The sequence below is a fragment of the Enterobacter sp. Tr-810 genome (assembly GCF_011752765.1).
In the GTDB taxonomy this organism is placed as follows: domain Bacteria; phylum Pseudomonadota; class Gammaproteobacteria; order Enterobacterales; family Enterobacteriaceae; genus Enterobacter; species Enterobacter soli.
In genome coordinates this window covers 282861-299667 of the sequence record NZ_VWWW01000002.1, presented here as the reverse complement: position 1 = coordinate 299667, position 16807 = coordinate 282861, and the positions used below count along the sequence as shown (strand labels likewise).

16 protein-coding genes and 1 pseudogene are annotated in these 16807 nt (G+C 53.1%); 13 read left to right on the top strand and 4 right to left on the bottom strand.

Going from position 1 to position 16807, the window contains the following annotated elements:
* Window positions 1–10: 10 nt before the first annotated feature.
* A complete protein-coding gene (locus F3J30_RS07985) occupies window positions 11–691 on the bottom strand; it encodes a TVP38/TMEM64 family protein (protein ID WP_166716897.1) in 681 nt (226 codons plus the stop codon).
* A gap of 6 nt (window positions 692–697) precedes the next feature.
* A complete protein-coding gene (gene xthA / locus F3J30_RS07980) occupies window positions 698–1504 on the bottom strand; it encodes an exodeoxyribonuclease III (protein ID WP_014069870.1) in 807 nt (268 codons plus the stop codon).
* Between the two features lie 433 nt (window positions 1505–1937).
* Here xthA and F3J30_RS07975 point away from each other — a divergent pair, with 433 nt between their 5' ends.
* From F3J30_RS07975 to ves, 7 genes are all read left to right on the top strand, one after another.
* Window positions 1938–3158 (top strand): aspartate aminotransferase family protein, encoded by a 1221-nt coding sequence (locus F3J30_RS07975; protein WP_166716896.1) that lies wholly within the window; start codon window positions 1938–1940, stop codon window positions 3156–3158.
* Window positions 3155–4189 carry an arginine N-succinyltransferase gene (gene astA / locus F3J30_RS07970; RefSeq protein ID WP_014069872.1) on the top strand — a complete coding sequence of 345 codons (1035 nt, stop codon included), beginning with the start codon at window positions 3155–3157 and terminating at the stop codon, window positions 4187–4189. The genes F3J30_RS07975 and astA overlap by 4 nt, the downstream gene beginning before the upstream one ends.
* Window positions 4186–5673 carry a succinylglutamate-semialdehyde dehydrogenase gene (gene astD / locus F3J30_RS07965; RefSeq protein ID WP_166716895.1) on the top strand — a complete coding sequence of 496 codons (1488 nt, stop codon included), beginning with the start codon at window positions 4186–4188 and terminating at the stop codon, window positions 5671–5673. Before astA ends, astD begins: the two co-directional genes overlap by 4 nt.
* Window positions 5660–6985 carry an N-succinylarginine dihydrolase gene (gene astB, locus F3J30_RS07960; protein WP_166716894.1) on the top strand — a complete coding sequence of 442 codons (1326 nt, stop codon included), beginning with the start codon at window positions 5660–5662 and terminating at the stop codon, window positions 6983–6985. The genes astD and astB overlap by 14 nt, the downstream gene beginning before the upstream one ends.
* A gap of 10 nt (window positions 6986–6995) precedes the next feature.
* Window positions 6996–7961, top strand: a complete 966-nt coding sequence (gene astE / locus F3J30_RS07955) for a succinylglutamate desuccinylase (RefSeq protein ID WP_166716893.1) — start codon at window positions 6996–6998, stop codon at window positions 7959–7961.
* Window positions 7962–8332: 371 nt separating this feature from the next.
* Entirely contained in the window at window positions 8333–8827 is a 495-nt protein-coding gene (gene spy, locus F3J30_RS07950; RefSeq protein WP_166716892.1) for an ATP-independent periplasmic protein-refolding chaperone Spy, read from the top strand.
* Window positions 8828–9125: 298 nt separating this feature from the next.
* Entirely contained in the window at window positions 9126–9683 is a 558-nt protein-coding gene (gene ves, locus F3J30_RS07945; protein WP_014069878.1) for an environmental stress-induced protein Ves, read from the top strand.
* On the opposite strand, the gene cho is transcribed toward ves, so the two are convergent.
* Complete coding sequence (cho, locus tag F3J30_RS07940) at window positions 9661–10539, bottom strand: excinuclease Cho (protein WP_166716891.1); 879 nt, start codon at window positions 10537–10539, stop codon at window positions 9661–9663. The two genes, ves and cho, sit on opposite strands and share 23 nt — an antisense overlap.
* A gap of 117 nt (window positions 10540–10656) precedes the next feature.
* Window positions 10657–11484 carry an ammonia-dependent NAD(+) synthetase gene (nadE, locus tag F3J30_RS07935; protein WP_166716890.1) on the bottom strand — a complete coding sequence of 276 codons (828 nt, stop codon included), beginning with the start codon at window positions 11482–11484 and terminating at the stop codon, window positions 10657–10659.
* Between the two features lie 231 nt (window positions 11485–11715).
* Here nadE and osmE point away from each other — a divergent pair, with 231 nt between their 5' ends.
* The 6 genes and pseudogenes from osmE to F3J30_RS07905 all read left to right on the top strand — a co-directional run bounded on the left by osmE (window position 11716) and on the right by F3J30_RS07905 (window position 16807).
* Window positions 11716–12060 carry an osmotically-inducible lipoprotein OsmE gene (gene osmE, locus F3J30_RS07930; protein WP_014069881.1) on the top strand — a complete coding sequence of 115 codons (345 nt, stop codon included), beginning with the start codon at window positions 11716–11718 and terminating at the stop codon, window positions 12058–12060.
* A gap of 281 nt (window positions 12061–12341) precedes the next feature.
* Entirely contained in the window at window positions 12342–12659 is a 318-nt protein-coding gene (gene chbB, locus F3J30_RS07925) for a PTS N,N'-diacetylchitobiose transporter subunit IIB (RefSeq protein ID WP_014069882.1), read from the top strand.
* Between the two features lie 79 nt (window positions 12660–12738).
* On the top strand, window positions 12739–14097 hold the full coding sequence (gene chbC / locus F3J30_RS07920) for a PTS N,N'-diacetylchitobiose transporter subunit IIC (protein ID WP_014069883.1): 1359 nt from the start codon (window positions 12739–12741) through the stop codon (window positions 14095–14097).
* Window positions 14098–14144: 47 nt separating this feature from the next.
* A complete protein-coding gene (gene chbA / locus F3J30_RS07915) occupies window positions 14145–14492 on the top strand; it encodes a PTS N,N'-diacetylchitobiose transporter subunit IIA (RefSeq protein ID WP_166716889.1) in 348 nt (115 codons plus the stop codon).
* Between the two features lie 11 nt (window positions 14493–14503).
* Window positions 14504–15340 (top strand): annotated as a pseudogene (gene chbR, locus F3J30_RS07910) (transcriptional regulator ChbR); the annotation flags it as partial.
* 111 nt (window positions 15341–15451) lie between these two features.
* Entirely contained in the window at window positions 15452–16807 is a 1356-nt protein-coding gene (locus tag F3J30_RS07905; protein ID WP_014069886.1) for a 6-phospho-beta-glucosidase, read from the top strand.

The window sequence follows — 16807 nt, the reverse complement described above, 5'->3', positions numbered from 1 at the left end:
GCCTCCCTGTTTAATGCAAAGAGTGAAAGTAGCGAGAAAATAGCCAGCGAGTGACCAGCGGTAATAACCCCAGTAGTGTAAAGGCGATTACCATTCCCGGCGACAGAATATCGCGCAGGGAGGTCAGTTTTCCCAGTTCGCGTCCGGCATTAAGAAAGATAGCCGTGGCGGGCAGCATGGCTAGCTGGCTTACCCACCAGTAACGCCACACGCCAAGACGGGTCAGCCCGGCGAGTAAGTTGACCACGAAAAAGGGGAACAGCGGCATCAGGCGAAGCGCAAAAAGGTAATAAGCACCATCGCGGTTCATACCGGCGTTAACGGTTTTCATTTGCTGGGTAAAGCGCTGCTGTACCCAGTCGCGAAGCAGGTAACGGCTCACGAGCATTGCCAGTGTGGCGCCAAGCGTGGACGCAAACGAAACCAGCACAATCCCTTGCCATACGCTGAACAGCGCACCACCCAGTAACGTCAGAATGGCTGCCCCGGGAATAGACAGAGCAGACACCACCACATACACCGCGAAATAGAGTGCCGCACTTTGCAGCGGGGAGTGTGCAACCGTGGCTTGCAACGCCTGGTGATGGGTTCGTACCGAATCGAGGGAAAGCATTCCCGGTGGCAGAAAGGAAAATGCCAAAACAAAGGCGCCCAGAAGGGCGCACAGGAAGAGGATTTTTCGAATGTTCACATGCAGTTACAGTTTGAATTTAGCCCACACCGGCGCGTGGTCAGACGGTTTGTCCATACTGCGGATGTCATAATCGATACCGGTTTCAACGCAGCGCTCGGCCAGCGGAGAGCTTGCCAGCAGCAGGTCTATACGCAGACCACGGTTGTCATCAAAACCTTTAGAGCGGTAGTCAAACCACGAGAAGCGATCTTGTGCTTCCGGGTTAGCCGCACGGAAGGTATCGACAAGGCCCCAGTCCATCAGGCGCTGCATCCACTCGCGCTCTTCCGGCAGGAAAGAACATTTCCCGGTGCGCAGCCAGCGTTTACGGCTGTCTTCACCGATCCCGATATCCAGATCCGTTGGGCTGATGTTCACATCACCCATAATTAATACCGGATTGGTCTTGTTTAACTCGGTGTTCAGGTAATCCTGTAAGTCCTGATAAAACTTCGCTTTTGCCGGGAACTTGGTTGGATGGTCACGGCTTTCTCCCTGCGGGAAATAGCCATTGATCACCGTGATATTTCCCAGCGGAGAGGGGATCTCCGCCATGATGATCCGGCGCTGGGCTTCTTCATCATCACCCGGGAAGCCGCGACGTACGGAAACCGGCGTTTCTTTGGTCAGCAGCGCAACGCCATAGTGGCCTTTTTGCCCGTGGTAGAAGACGTTGTAACCCAGTTTCGCTACCTCTTCGAGAGGGAACATATCGTCGTGAACTTTTGTCTCCTGTAGGCCAATCACATCCGGTTGATGTTGCTCAACGATGGCTTCCAGTTGGTGAGGGCGGGCACGCAGGCCGTTGATATTAAAAGAGACAAATTTCATAGTCGCTGCCAATGCAAGGTGAATAGTGCATGGATGGTAGCAGAATTTGGCGCATCTGTTATCGGGTATGACCAATAACTGCGACAGATAATGCCAACGGTGCAAAATTTGCACCATTCCAACGCGTCACGCCCTCAAACGGTGCGTAAACGGCCAATAAATTTCGCTGGCGATCACAATTCCAGAATTATATTTGGCCTGTGAATAGTCTTTCACGTTTTCGTTCGGCAAACCGCCGCTTATCGTAAAAATATTCACTTTTTATGCAATAACAGTGAATAACTCCATATCGTAACTTGTTGATATTCTGTTCCATCATCCCTTTTATGCACTTTTATCGCTGGCTGGCACGAACTCTGCAATCTACATTCACAGTGCAAACACTCAATTATTTAACATTTAAACAACCTTTTATTTACCGGATGAGGTCGCTATGTCTCTGTCAATTACGCGTGAAAATTTCGATGAATGGATGATGCCGGTTTACGCTCCGGCGGCTTTTATTCCAGTTCGTGGGGAAGGCTCGCGCCTGTGGGATCAGCAGGGCAAAGAGTATATCGACTTTGCGGGTGGGATTGCGGTAAACGCGCTGGGCCATGCGCACCCGGCGCTGCGTCAGGCATTGAACGATCAGGCGGCGAAGTTCTGGCACACCGGTAACGGTTATACCAACGAGCCTGCGCTGCGCCTGGCGAAAAAACTGATTGATGCGACCTTCGCAGAAAAAGTCTTTTTCTGTAACTCCGGGGCAGAAGCCAACGAAGCGGCGCTGAAGCTGGCGCGTAAATATGCCCATGATAAATTCGGCGCGCATAAGAGCGGTATTGTTGCCTTCAAGAACGCCTTCCATGGCCGCACGCTCTTCACGGTGAGCGCGGGCGGTCAGCCGTCCTATTCCCAGGATTTTGCACCACTGCCACCGGATATCCGCCACGCCATTTACAACGATCTGCAATCGGCCGCTGAGCTGATTGACGATACCACCTGTGCGGTGATTGTTGAGCCGATGCAGGGTGAAGGCGGCGTGCTTCCGGCGCAAACAGCCTTCCTGCAAGGGCTGCGTGAGCTGTGCGATCGTCATAACGCCGTGTTGATTTTCGATGAAGTGCAGACCGGGGTCGGTCGTACCGGCGAACTGTATGCCTATATGCACTACGGCGTGACGCCGGACGTACTCTCTACCGCTAAAGCGCTGGGCGGCGGCTTCCCGGTCGGGGCGATGCTGACCACCGATAAATTCGCCAGCGTGATGACAGTGGGCACCCACGGGACCACCTACGGCGGTAACCCGCTGGCCTCTGCTGTGGCCGGACAGGTGCTGGATATCATCAATACACCAGAAGTGCTTAATGGCGTGAAGCAACGCCATGACTGGTTTGTCGAGCGTCTGAACGCTATCAACAGCAAGACGGGCTTGTTTAAAGAGATCCGCGGTCTGGGGCTGTTAATTGGCTGCGAACTCACGCCGGAATTTGCCGGAAAAGCTAAACTTATTTCACAGGAAGCAGCAAAAATGGGCGTGATGGTGCTGATTGCCGGTGCCAACGTGGTGCGGTTTGCCCCTGCGCTTATCGTCAGCGAAGAAGAGGTTAAAACCGGTTTAGACCGTTTTGCGCTGGCCTGTGAACATGTGAAGTCCGGGGTGTCATCATGATGGTCATCCGTCCCGTTGAGCGCGGCGATCTCGCCGGGCTCATGCTGCTTGCCGGAAAGACGGGAGGCGGGCTGACCTCGCTTCCTGCTGATGAAAAAACGCTGTCGGCGCGCATTGAGCGCGCCCTGCATACCTGGCAGGGGACGTTGCCAAAAAGCGAACAGGGCTATGTGTTCGTGCTGGAAGATACTGAAACGGGAACCGTTGCCGGGATTTGTGCCATCGAGGTGGCTGTAGGTCTCAATGACCCGTGGTACAACTACCGTGTTGGCACCATGGTTCATGCATCGAAAGAACTGAACGTCTATAACGCGTTGCCCACGCTCTTTCTCTGTAATGACCACACCGGGGCCAGCGAACTTTGTACCCTGTTTCTGGATCCGGCCTGGCGCAAAGAGGGCAATGGGTATCTGCTGTCGAAATCGCGCTTTATGTTTATGGCCGCGTTTCGCGATCGTTTTAATGAAAAAGTGGTTGCCGAGATGCGTGGTGTTATCGATGACAAAGGGTATTCCCCGTTCTGGGAAAGCCTGGGCGAGCGCTTTTTCTCGATGGAGTTTAGCCGTGCGGATTACCTGTGCGGCACCGGGCAGAAAGCCTTTATTGCCGAACTGATGCCTAAACATCCTATCTATACCCATTTCTTAAGCCCCGAAGCGCAGGCGGTGATCGGTGAAGTGCATCCGCAAACTGCGCCTGCCCGCGCGGTGCTTGAGAAAGAAGGTTTCCGTTACCGCAACTATGTGGACATCTTCGACGGTGGGCCAACGCTTGAGTGCGATATCGACCGGGTTCGTGCGATCCGCAAAAGCCGCCTCGTGGGCGTTTCTGAAGGCCAGCCCGCGCCGGGTGAGTGGCCAGCCTGCCTGGTTGCCAACGAGCACTATGACAATTTCCGCGCCATGCTGGTCCACACCAACCCGAAATGTGAACGTCTGGTGCTGACGCCTGCTCAACTGGATGCCCTGAAATGTAATGCCGGCGACACGGTTCGCCTGGTAAGACTCTGCCCTGAGGAGAAAACAGCATGAGTTTATGGATTAATGGTGACTGGGTAACGGGCGAAGGTGAACAACGCGTTAAAACCAACCCGGTGGGCAAAGAGGTGCTATGGCAGGGGAACGATGCCAGTGTCGCGCAGGTGGAACAGGCCTGTACGGCGGCCAGGTGCGCATTCCCGGCCTGGGCCAAACAGCCCTTTACCGTGCGCCAGGCGGTCGTTGAGAAATTTGCCGCACTGCTCGACGCCAACAAAGCTGAACTGACGCGCATTATTGCTTTGGAAACCAGTAAACCACGCTGGGAAGCCACCACTGAAGTCACGGCGATGATCAATAAAATCGCCATTTCGGTGAAGGCTTACCATACCCGTACCGGTGAGCAACAAACAGAGATGCCGGATGGTGCGGCCACGCTGCGCCATCGTCCGCACGGCGTGCTGGCGGTGTTTGGGCCGTACAACTTCCCGGGCCATCTGCCGAATGGACACATTGTGCCAGCATTGCTGGCGGGCAATAGCGTGATTTTTAAACCCAGCGAATTAACGCCGCTGACCGGTGAAGCCGTGGTCAAACTCTGGGAACAGGCTGGTTTACCGCCTGGCGTGCTGAACCTGGTGCAGGGCGGACGTGAAACCGGGCAGGCGCTGAGCGCACTCAGCGATATCGACGGTTTGCTGTTTACCGGCAGCGCCGGAACGGGGTATCAGCTGCATCGCCAGCTTGCGGGGCAGCCGGAGAAAATCCTTGCGCTGGAAATGGGCGGGAACAACCCGCTGATTGTCGAAGATCCAGATGACATCGACGCCGCAGTGCATCTCACTATTCAGTCCGCCTTTATTACCGCCGGGCAACGCTGCACCTGTGCGCGTCGTCTGCTGGTAAAACGTGGCGCGCAGGGCGATGCGTTCCTGAAACGTCTGGTTGAGGTTACTGCGCGTCTCACGCCCGCAAAATGGGATGCCGATCCACAACCGTTTATCGGCGGATTGATCTCCGAGCAGGCTGCGCTGAATGTGCTGAAAGCCTGGCAGGATCATGTTTCGCGTGGGGCAAAAACGCTGCTGGAGCCGAAACAGGTGCAGGCGGGTGCCTCGCTGCTGACGCCGGGCATTATTGAGATGAGCGGTGCGAGCAACGTACCGGATGAAGAGGTGTTTGGCCCGTTGTTGTGCGTCTGGCGTTATGACGATTTTGACAGCGCCATTGTGATGGCGAATAACACCCGTTACGGACTGTCGAGCGGGCTGATTTCCCCGCATCGGGAAAAATTTGACCAGCTTCTGCTGGAAGCGCGAGCCGGGATTGTGAACTGGAATAAACCGCTTACCGGTGCAGCAAGCACCGCGCCGTTTGGTGGCGTGGGGGCATCGGGTAACCACCGTGCGAGCGCGTGGTATGCCGCAGATTATTGCGCGTGGCCGATGGCCAGCCTCGAAACGCCTGCGCTGACGCTGCCGGAAACATTGAACCCGGGTCTGGATTTTACGCAGGGGAATGGCCATGAAAGCGCGTGAGGTTAACTTTGACGGGCTGGTGGGGCTTACGCACCACTACGCCGGGCTGTCGTTTGGTAATGAAGCCTCAACAAAGCACCGTTTTCAGGTTTCTAACCCGAAGCTGGCGGCGAAGCAGGGGCTTTTGAAAATGAAAGCGCTGGCAGATGCCGGGTTCCCGCAGGCGGTGATCCCGCCGCAGGAGCGCCCGAATGTGCCAGTATTGCGTCAGCTGGGATTCAGCGGCACTGATGAGCAGGTGATAGAGAAAGCCGGAACTCAGGTGCCTTCTCTGCTCTCTGCGGCCAGTTCCGCGTCTTCGATGTGGGTGGCGAATGCCGCAACCGTCGCGCCATCAGCGGATACGCTGGATGGTAAAGTGCACCTGACCGTTGCAAACCTGAACAACAAATTCCATCGCGCCACTGAGGCAGAAACTACCGAGCGTGTCCTGCGCGCTATTTTCAGTAATGATGCGCATTTTAGCGTGCACTCGGCGCTGCCGCAGGTGGCGATGTTTGGCGATGAAGGTGCCGCTAACCACAATCGTCTGGGCGGCGACTACGGGGAACCGGGCCTGCAACTCTTTATATACGGGCGTGAAGAGGGCGGCAGTACGGCGCCGTCCCGCTATCCGGCGCGTCAAACGCTGGCGGCAAGCCAGGCGGTAGTGCGGCTGAACCAGGTGAACCCGCAGCAGGTGATTTTTGCCCAGCAAAACCCACATGTTATCGATCAGGGCGTCTTCCATAACGACGTGATCGCGGTGTCTAACCGCCAGGTGCTGTTCTGCCATGAACAGGCATTTGCGCATCAGGACAAACTTCTGGCCACGCTGCATGAACGCGTGCCCGGCTTTATGCCAGTGCAGGTGCCAACGGACGCGGTAAGCGTGCAGGATGCCGTTGAAACCTACCTGTTTAATAGTCAGCTGTTGAGCCGGGATGACGGCAGTATGGTGCTGGTGCTGCCGCAAGAGTCGCGTAATCACGCCGGTGTATGGCGTTATCTGAGCGAACTGGTGAAGGCGGATAACCCTATCGATGAATTGCGGGTCTTTGACCTGCGCGAAAGCATGGCAAATGGTGGCGGGCCCGCATGTCTGCGTCTGCGCGTGGTGTTAACTCAGCAGGAGATGCAGGCGGTTAACCCTGCGGTGATGATGAATGAAACCTTGTTTAACACCCTGAACAACTGGGTGGATCGCTACTACCGCGACAGGTTAACGCAGGCTGATCTGGTAGACCCACAACTGTTGCGTGAAGGGCGTGAGGCGCTGGATGACCTCACCACTATTTTGCAACTGGGCTCTGTTTACCCGTTCCAGCGTTAAAGGAGGCGTTATGGAGAATTTACTGGCGCTGACGCTGGCTAATGAAACACCTGAACAGCCTGAAGGTGACGGCCCCTCGTTCCACTGGCGATGGCTGGGGCGGGGCGTGCTTGAACTGGCGCCGTTTGAGGCCAGCGATCGGTCGTTGGTGCTCTCCTGCGGAATTCATGGCAATGAAACTGCGCCGGTTGAGATTGTCGATTTGCTGTTGCACGCGCTGTATCGCGGAGAGGTTGCCCTGCATTGCCGTCTGTTGGTGGTGCTAGGCAACCCGCAGGCGCTGGCGCAAAACAAACGTTATGTCGAGAGCGACATTAACCGGATGTTTGGTGGCCGCTGGTCGCAGTTCCCGCAAAGTGACGAAGCCGGTCGCGCGCAGTGGCTGGAAAATGTCGTGTCAGATTTTTTTGCCACTGCCGGGGAAAACCGCTGGCATCTCGATCTGCATACGGCGATTCGCGCTTCATACCATGTGCGATTTGGTGTTTTACCGCAGCGTAATCAGCCGTGGGATGAGGCATTCCTGGCCTGGCTGGGGGATGCGGGCCTGGAGGCGCTGGTATTCCATCAGTCACCCGGCGGTACGTTTACCCACTTTACCTGCGACAATTTCGGCGCGCTGGCCTGTACGCTGGAGCTGGGCAAAGCGCTGCCGTTCGGGCAGAACGACCTCTCACGTTTTGCCCCTACGCATCTGGCGCTGCGGGCGTTGCTGGGGGGAACTTTACCAGAACATTGTCAGGAACATGTTGAGCGCTATCGGGTGGTGCAACAGATCACGCGGCGCAGCGAAGCGTTCCAGCTGCACATGGCCGCACATACGCTGAACTTTACGCCGTTTCGTCAGGGGGTTTTACTGGCAGAGGATGGCGATGAGCGTTATGAAGTGCATGAAAAAACAGAGTATGTGCTGTTTCCAAACCCTTCCGTTGCGTTTGGCCTGCGGGCAGGGCTGATGCTGGAGAAAATCAGTTAATACCGTCGCGGCCCTCGACAGCAGGCGGAGGGCCGCAGTCCTGAATGTTTATTTTTGCTGACACTAACAAACTTATTTTCTTAGCTATTATTGCGGAATGCATTTTTTTGCAGATTATTCCTGGTTATTTGCTTTTAAAATAATCATCGATTCTATATACTCCTTCATAATCTCTTTAAAATCACCGTGTTGTATATTTTCGTTTCAACTCTCCACGCTTTATCCTTAATTCCTCCACATTTGGCGAAAATTTGTTTTTTACACTTTCATTGTTTTACCGTTGCTCTGACTTATTGACGATAAACCCCGTAAAGTTAATCTCGTCAACACGGCATAGCGCCGAAGAATAACTGAAAGTAAGGAAATAAATTATGCGTAAGTTAACTGCACTGTTTGTTGCTTCTACCCTGGCTCTGGGCGCTACCGGCATGGCGTTCGCCGCAGATACCGCGACCACCACGACTGCCGCGCCAACTGAAGGCAAAATGATGATGCATCATAAAGGCAAGCCGGGGATGCACCACGACATGATGTTTAAAGACCTGAACCTGACCGATGCACAGAAACAGCAGGTTCGCGACATCATGAAAAGCCAGCGTGACCAGATGAAACGTCCGCCGCTGGAAGAACGCCGCGCGATGCATGACATCATCGCCAGCGATAGCTTCGATAAAGCAAAAGCCGAAGCGCAGATCGACAAAATGGCTGAGCAGCACAAAGCAGGAATGCTGGCTCGCATGGAAACCCAGAACAAGATCTACAACATTCTGACCCCGGAACAGAAAAAACAATTTAATGCCAATTTTGAGAAGCGTCTGACAGAACGCCCGGCGCCGGAAGGTAAAATGCCAGCACCAACCGAATAATCGGTTCAACATCTTAAGACCGCCGGGATCCTGTCCACAAAAGCGCAAACGCTGTGGACAGGACCGGCGGTTTTTTCTTTTACAGCCTCTTGTCTGCCGCCAGAAGCGCGGTATCCTCCTGTAGTCGCTCCAGAGAATGTTCAGCAGAGTCATGGCGTTATTTTTTTCTTTACGCCCGTCTAAGGCCTGCGCGTTCTGCTGCCGATAATACGTCTGTGAGTTCCCAACGATAACAACCAAGAATGCAGCGATAGTGATATTGCTGCCCTGGCACATGTTGTGCCTTTCAGGAGTGGTGATGGAGTTCTTTGATATCCGTAAAATGCCGGTCAGTCTCTGGCGCAATGGTGCCGGCGAGACACGTGAAATTTGCTGTTTTCCTCCCGCGACGCGCGATTTTTCCTGGCGCGCCAGTATTGCAACTATCGCCAGCAACGGCGAATTCTCGTCTTTCCCGGGGGTCGACCGGGTCATTACCCTGCTGGAAGGTGGGGAAGTGACGCTGGATGCCGGTCAGGCATTTTGCCATACCCTGAAGCACCACCAGCCCTTTAGCTTCACAGGCGATCTGCCGGTGAAGGCTCTGCTCAGTGATGGCCAGATGTCGATGGACTTCAACGTCATGACCCGTCGGGATCGCTGTAAAGCGAAAGTGCGTGTGGCCGACCGTACCTTCACCACTTTTGCTTCACGCGGCGGTGTGGCGTTTGTGCTCAGCGGTGCCTGGCAGCTTGGCGATAAACTGCTGACGGCGGATCAGGGCGCCAGCTGGGATGACGGCACGCATACCCTGCGCCTGCTTGAATCCGAAGGCACGCTGCTGTTTGGCGAGATTATCTGGCTGGCAGGCCACTGAGTGAAATAACCTCATACTCGCCGGTGAATAATGGTTTACAGAGAATTTTGTAGCCATCGTGATCGAATCCGGCGGGTATGCGCAGTAATGTTGTCGCGTCGTCTAAACTATCGACCGCCCCCAACCATAGCCAGTTGTGGATGATGTGATATTGCGTCATTTCATCCCCGGCTTCTTTGAGTGCAATGGCGCCTTCCCACGGCCAGCAGGTGATGCTGATGGCCTCCAGCCCGGCAAGAAATCGTGCCTGGTGATCCGCAATACTCTCTTTTCCACAGCAGGCTCCGGCACAGCGCTTCAGCGCGGAGCGGAAACAGGCGCGGCCTCTGGTTGTGGCTTCAAGCCCCAGCAGGCTGTAACAGAGCTGGAGATCGTCAGCCAGCGTCTGCAACGTTTGCTGCGCGGCGCGTTTACTGGCAAACAGGCCGTACAGGTTGGACGTGTGCGCGAAATCGACGTCGCGTGCGTAAACCACCTGCGGCTTGCCGTTGATGACCTGTAAAGAGCAGAGCTGGCGATTGCGGCGCAGGCGCTTATTGAAAAGCGGTTGTTGTTCTTTAATCAGGCGGGCTTCAAGCAGCAGTGCACCCAGCTCGCCAGCCGTCCGGATAAAAGTGACCCGCCGGGACTGGCGAAGCATTGCCGCCTCATCCGGCGTACGGAAATGGGACATCACCCGGCTGCGAATATTAACGCTTTTGCCGATATACAGCGGCAGGGTGTCGCTTTCACCGTGAAAGAGATACACACCTGGCTGCTTCGGTAACGCTTCAAGCCAGGGGCGAAGATGTTCGGGATATTCATAAATTGCCGCCGCTTCAAACTCAAGACGCGGGGCAGATTGACGCCTGCTCACATAGCACTCCGGATACTGTTTATGTATACAGTCTAGCAGGTGTGGGGTGGTTAAAAAAGAGGCTGTGGTTCAGGGAGGATTGCCGGGTGGCGTTTTTACTCACCCGGCAAAAGGTGGCTATTTCTTCCAGAAATCGTCGAACACCGTAATCGGCGTGTGGCGCTTGTGCTCGGTTTTCAGGTACCAGCCTTCGATAATTTTCGCGATACCTGCATCCAGCGTTTTACCTTCCAGGTAATCATCGATGTTTTCATAGGTCACACCCAGCGCGGCTTCATCCGGCAGGGAAGGGCGATCGTCTTCCAGGTCGGCTGTAGGGGCTTTCTTATATAAATGTTCCGGGCAACCGAGCGCGGCAAGTAACTGCTTACCCTGACGCTTGTTGAGGCGGAAGATAGGGTTAATGTCGGTACCACCGTCACCATATTTGGTGAAGAAGCCGGTAACGGCCTCTGCGGCATGGTCAGTCCCGACCACTACCCCTTTGGTCATACCCGCAATGCTGTACTGTGCTTTCATACGCTCACGCGCTTTTTCGTTACCACGGACAAAATCGCTCAGCTCAATACCTGCCTCGCGCAGCGCCTGTTCACTCGCCAGCACCGCCCCTTTGATGTTCACGGTAAGCACGCGGTCGGGCTGAATAAAGGTAATGGCGTCCTGACAATCCTGTTCATCGGCCTGCACACCGTACGGAAGACGCACCGCAATAAATTGCAGCGCAACGTCTCCGGTTTCTTCACGCAGTTCTGAAATGGCCTGCTGGCACAGTTTGCCGGTCAACGTGGAATCCTGACCACCGCTGATGCCCAGTACTAGTGACTTCAGGAAAGGGTTCGTTTTTAAATAGGATTTTAAAAAATCGACGCTACGGCGGATCTCTTCCTGTGCATCGACCACTGGCTTGACGCCAAGCGCCTGAATAATCTCTTGTTGCAGAGCCATTACGCCCTCCATATGCAGAACTAAACAGAATGTATGATCCGTTAAAACTAACCCTTTGGGCGTAAAACGACAAGGATCACAGTTTTGAGTGCGGGAATTTACGGCGATTTAGCAGGTTATCTTTGTTTTAGCGGAATCCTCCGAAATTCCTCTGGCGAAACTCACAAAGTTGAACAATAGTACTTTTTATCCCATGCTTAGGTAACACGCTGAAATACAAGAGGACGGAATATGAACAAGAATGTAGCAGGAATTCTAAGTGCAGCGGCGGTTCTGACTATGCTGGCAGGGTGTACAGCTTATGATCGCACCAAAGATCAGTTCACACAGCCCGTAGTTAAGGATGTCAAAAAAGGCATGACGCGTTCGCAGGTTGCTGCGATTGCCGGTAAACCTTCTTCTGAGATCACGATGATCCATGCAAAAGGTACCTGCCAGACATATATCCTGGGTCAACGGGATGGTAAGGCTGAAACCTACTTTGTTGCACTGGATGATACTGGACACGTGATCAATTCCGGTTATCAGACCTGTGCCGAATACGATACCGATCCGCAGGCACCTAAGGCGCAGTAACCCTGCTTGCCTGAGGATGTTAACAAACCGGCCAGATGGCCGGTTTTTTTATGTATAGGGAAATCTTATTTCTTTGCGCGAATTATTTACCCGAAATGTGAAGGTAGTCAACAAGCCAGGTCAATGAGAGACAATTTGAGTCTGTTCAGAATTATCCCCTCTCTGTACCATTGCGTATACTCACTCCAACGACAAACAATGGTAAGCAAACCATCCGTCAGCCGGGATAGCGAGTCGAGTGAGAACGCGACGTCGGGTGGTTAAAAAAGAGGGAAGTTACTATGGAAAAGAAACATATCTACCTGTTCTGCTCTGCGGGCATGTCAACCTCACTGCTGGTTTCCAAGATGCGTGCGCAGGCTGAAAAATATGAAGTCCCTGTGGTGATTGAAGCGTTTCCTGAAACGCTGGCGGGTGAAAAGGGCCAGAGTGCCGATGTTGTCCTGTTAGGGCCGCAAATCGCTTACATGTTGCCAGAAATTCAACGTCTGTTACCGAATAAACCGGTCGAAGTTATCGACTCGGGGCTGTATGGCAAGATCGATGGTTTAGGTGTATTGAAAGCTGCTGTTGCAGCAATTAAAAAAGCTGCTAATTAATTTTTATTTTTCCCGTCAAAGAGTTATTTCACACACAATACGCCGTAACATGAGTTGCGGCATTTAAGGGTATTTTCCTATGAGTAAAGTCATCGCTTCACTTGAAAAGGTACTCCTTCCTTTTGCTGTTAAAATAGGAAAGCAGCCTCACGTTAATGCCATCAAAAACGGTTTTATTAAATTAATGCCGTTGACGCTGGCCGGGGCAATGTTCGTTTTAATTAACAACGTTTTTCTGAGCTTTGGTGAAGGTTCCTTCTTTTATTCATTAGGAATTCGGTTAGACGCTTCTACAATTGAAACCCTTAATGGTTTTAAAGCCATCGGCGGCAACGTATACAACGGTACGTTGGGTATTATGTCGCTGATGGCGCCATTCTTTATCGGGATGGCGCTGGCAGAAGAGCGTAAAGTGGATCCGCTGGCAGCGGGCTTATTATCCGTTGCTGCCTTTATGACCGTTACTCCTTACAGCGTGGGCGAAGCGTATGCTGTAGGCGCTAACTGGTTAGGTGGTGCAAACATTATTTCCGGTATTGTGATCGGTCTGGTGGTTGCAGAGATGTTCACTTTTATTGTCCGCCGCAACTGGGTTATTCGCTTGCCGGACAGTGTTCCTGAATCTGTTTCCCGTTCATTTTCCGCGTTGATTCCAGGCTTCATTATTCTCTCCATCATGGGGATTATTGCCTGGGCGCTTTCTCACTGGGGTACAAACTTCCACCAGATCATCATGGACTCTATCTCTACGCCACTGGCGTCGATGGGTGGCGTGGTCGGTTGGGCGTACGTGATTTTCACTTCTCTGCTGTGGTTCTTCGGCGTGCATGGTTCACTGGCACTGGCAGCGCTGGACAGCGGCATCATGACCCCGTGGGCACTGGAAAACGTTGCGCTTTACCAGCAGTACGGTTCCGTTGATGCGGCACTGGCAGCCGGTAAAACCTTCCATGTGTGGGCGAAGCCGATGCTTGACTCCTATATCTTCCTGGGTGGTACAGGGGCTACGCTGGGTCTTATCATCGCGGTCTTTATTGTCTCTCGTCGCGCTGACTACCGTCAGGTTGCGAAGCTGGCGCTGCCATCAGGCATCTTCCAGATTAACGAGCCGATTCTGTTTGGTCTGCCAATCATCATGAACCCGGTAATGTTCATTCCGTTCATCCTGATTCAGCCGCTGCTGGCCGCTATTACTCTGACGGCGTATTACCTGGGCATTATCCCGCCAATCACCAACATTGCTCCGTGGACAATGCCGGCAGGTCTGGGTGCGTTCTTCAACACCAACGGTAGCATCGCGGCCTTCCTGCTGGCGATATTCAACCTCGGGATTGCAACACTGCTTTACATGCCGTTCGTGGCGATTGCGAACAAAGCTGCAACCATCATCGATGAAGAAGAGAGCGAAGAGGATATTGCCCTCTCACTGAAATTCTAAGTTTGACCGGCGCGGGGCAACCCGCGCCAGCGAAAAGGAGCTAAAAGATGTTAGATTTGGATAGTATCGTTGCTGAAGAAACCGAAGAGAACGATCTGGAAGAAGTGGTGATGGGCCTTATCATCAATTCCGGACAAGCACGCAGCCTGGCTTATGCCGCACTCAAACAGGCTAAGCAGGGCGATTTTGTCGCAGCGAAAACCATGATGGATCAGTCCCGTACCGCACTGAATGAAGCACATCTGGTACAGACAAAGCTCATAGAAGGCGACCAGGGCGAAGGGAAAATGAAAGTGAGTCTGGTGCTGGTTCATGCCCAGGATCACCTGATGACCTCGATGCTGGCGCGCGAGCTGGTGGCTGAGTTAATCGAGCTTCACGAAAAAATGCACTAAGTCAGAGCCGTAAGCAGGAGGTCAGCACGATGGAAATTAAAACCGCACTTGAGCAGCAACTGTTTAATGGCAAGAATTTTCACGTGGTTATTTACAACAAGACGGAGAGCGCCAGTGGCTTGCACCAGCATGACTACTACGAGTTCACGATTGTTCTGACCGGACGTTACTACCAGGAGATCAACGGTAAGCGTGTTCTGCTGGAGCGTGGTGATTTTGTCTTCCTGCCGATGGGCTCTTACCACCAGAGCTTTTACGAATTTGGCGCAACGCGGATCCTCAATGTCGGCGTCAGCAAACGCTTCTTTGAGAAACACTATCTGCCGCTGGTGCCATTCTGCTTTGTGGCGTCGCAGGTGTATCGCGTTAAAAACGAGTTTATGACCTGGATAGAAACGGTCATAGCTTCGCTTAACTTCCGCGACAATGAGTTCGACGAATTTATTGAAACGGTAACCTTCTACGTGATGAACCGCCTGCGCCACCATCGTGAAGAGCAGCAGGTGATTGACGATATCCCACAGTGGTTACGTGGCACCGTTGAGCTTATGCACGATAAAGGCCAGTTCAGCGACAATGCGCTGGAGAATATGGTGACGCTGTCAGGAAAATCTCAGGAATATTTAACCCGGGCTACCCAGCGTTATTATCGTAAGACACCGGTGCAAATTATTAATGAGATCCGCATTAACTTTGCCAAAAAACAGCTGGAAATTACCAACTACTCCGTAACCGACATTGCTTATGAGTCCGGCTACAGTAGCCCCAGCCTGTTTATTAAAACATTTAAAAAATTCACCTCATTCACGCCTAACAGTTACCGGAAAAGTTTGACGGTAATTAATTGACTATCGGCGGTATTATCCGCCAGAAATATTGACGTAATTGCTTGCCCAAAATAGCGGGACGAGAGCGCTATACTTTGCAGGCGGTTAACCTGATACGTTAAGGGAGATATTATGCAACAGAAATTAAAAGTCGTAACCATTGGCGGCGGCAGCAGTTATACCCCGGAATTACTCGAAGGTTTTCTGAAACGTTATCATGAATTGCCGGTCAGCGAATTATGGCTGGTGGACGTAGAAGAAGGGCAAGAGAAGCTTAATATTATTTTCGAACTGTGCAAGCGCATGGTCGAAAAAGCGGGCGTACCGTTAACCGTGCATAAAACACTGGATCGCCGTCTGGCACTGAAAGATGCCGATTTCGTGACGACGCAGCTTCGAGTAGGCCAGCTGAAAGCCCGCGAACTGGACGAGCGCATCCCGCTAAGCCACGGTTATCTGGGCCAGGAAACCAACGGTGCGGGCGGTCTGTTTAAAGGTTTGCGAACCATTCCGGTGATTTTCGACATCATCAAAGATGTGGAAGAAATTTGTCCGAAGGCGTGGGTGATTAACTTCACCAACCCGGCCGGCATGGTGACCGAAGCCGTCTATCGTCACACCGGTTTTAAACGCTTTATCGGCGTGTGTAACATTCCTATCGGCATGAAAATGTTTATCCGCGACGTGCTGGAACTGAGCGACAGCGACGATCTCTCCATCGATCTGTTCGGCCTGAACCACATGGTCTTTATCAAAGATGTGATTGTTAACGGTAAATCGCGCTTTGCTGAACTGCTCGACGGCGTAGCTTCCGGTCGCCTGACCGCGGCATCGGTTAAAAATATCTTCGATCTGCCGTTCAGTGAAGGGCTGATCCGTTCCCTGAACCTGCTTCCATGTTCGTATCTGCTTTATTACTTCAAGCAGAAAGAGATGCTGGCCATCGAAATGGGCGAGTACTATAAAGGCGGAGCACGCGCGCAGGTCGTGCAGAAAGTTGAAAAACAACTGTTTGATTTGTACAAAGATCCAAACCTGAACGTGAAACCAAAAGAGCTGGAACAGCGCGGCGGGGCGTACTATTCAGATGCGGCCTGTGAAGTGATCAACGCTATCTACAACGACAAACAGGCCGAGCACTACGTCAACGTGCCGCACCACGGACACATCGACAACATCCCGGCTGACTGGGCGGTTGAGATGACCTGCATCCTGGGTCGCGATGGCGCGAAACCGCATCCGCGTATCACTCACTTTGATGACAAAGTGATGGGACTTATCCATACCATCAAAGGGTTTGAAGTGGCGGCAAGCAACGCGGCACTGAGCGGCGAGCTGAATGATGTCCTGCTGGCGCTGAACCTGAGCCCGCTGGTGCATTCCGATCGTGACGCAGAACAGCTGGCGAGCGAGATGATCCTGGCGCATGAAAAATGGCTGCCAAACTTTGCTGCAACGGTTGAGAAGCTGAAGTTCAACCACCGTTAA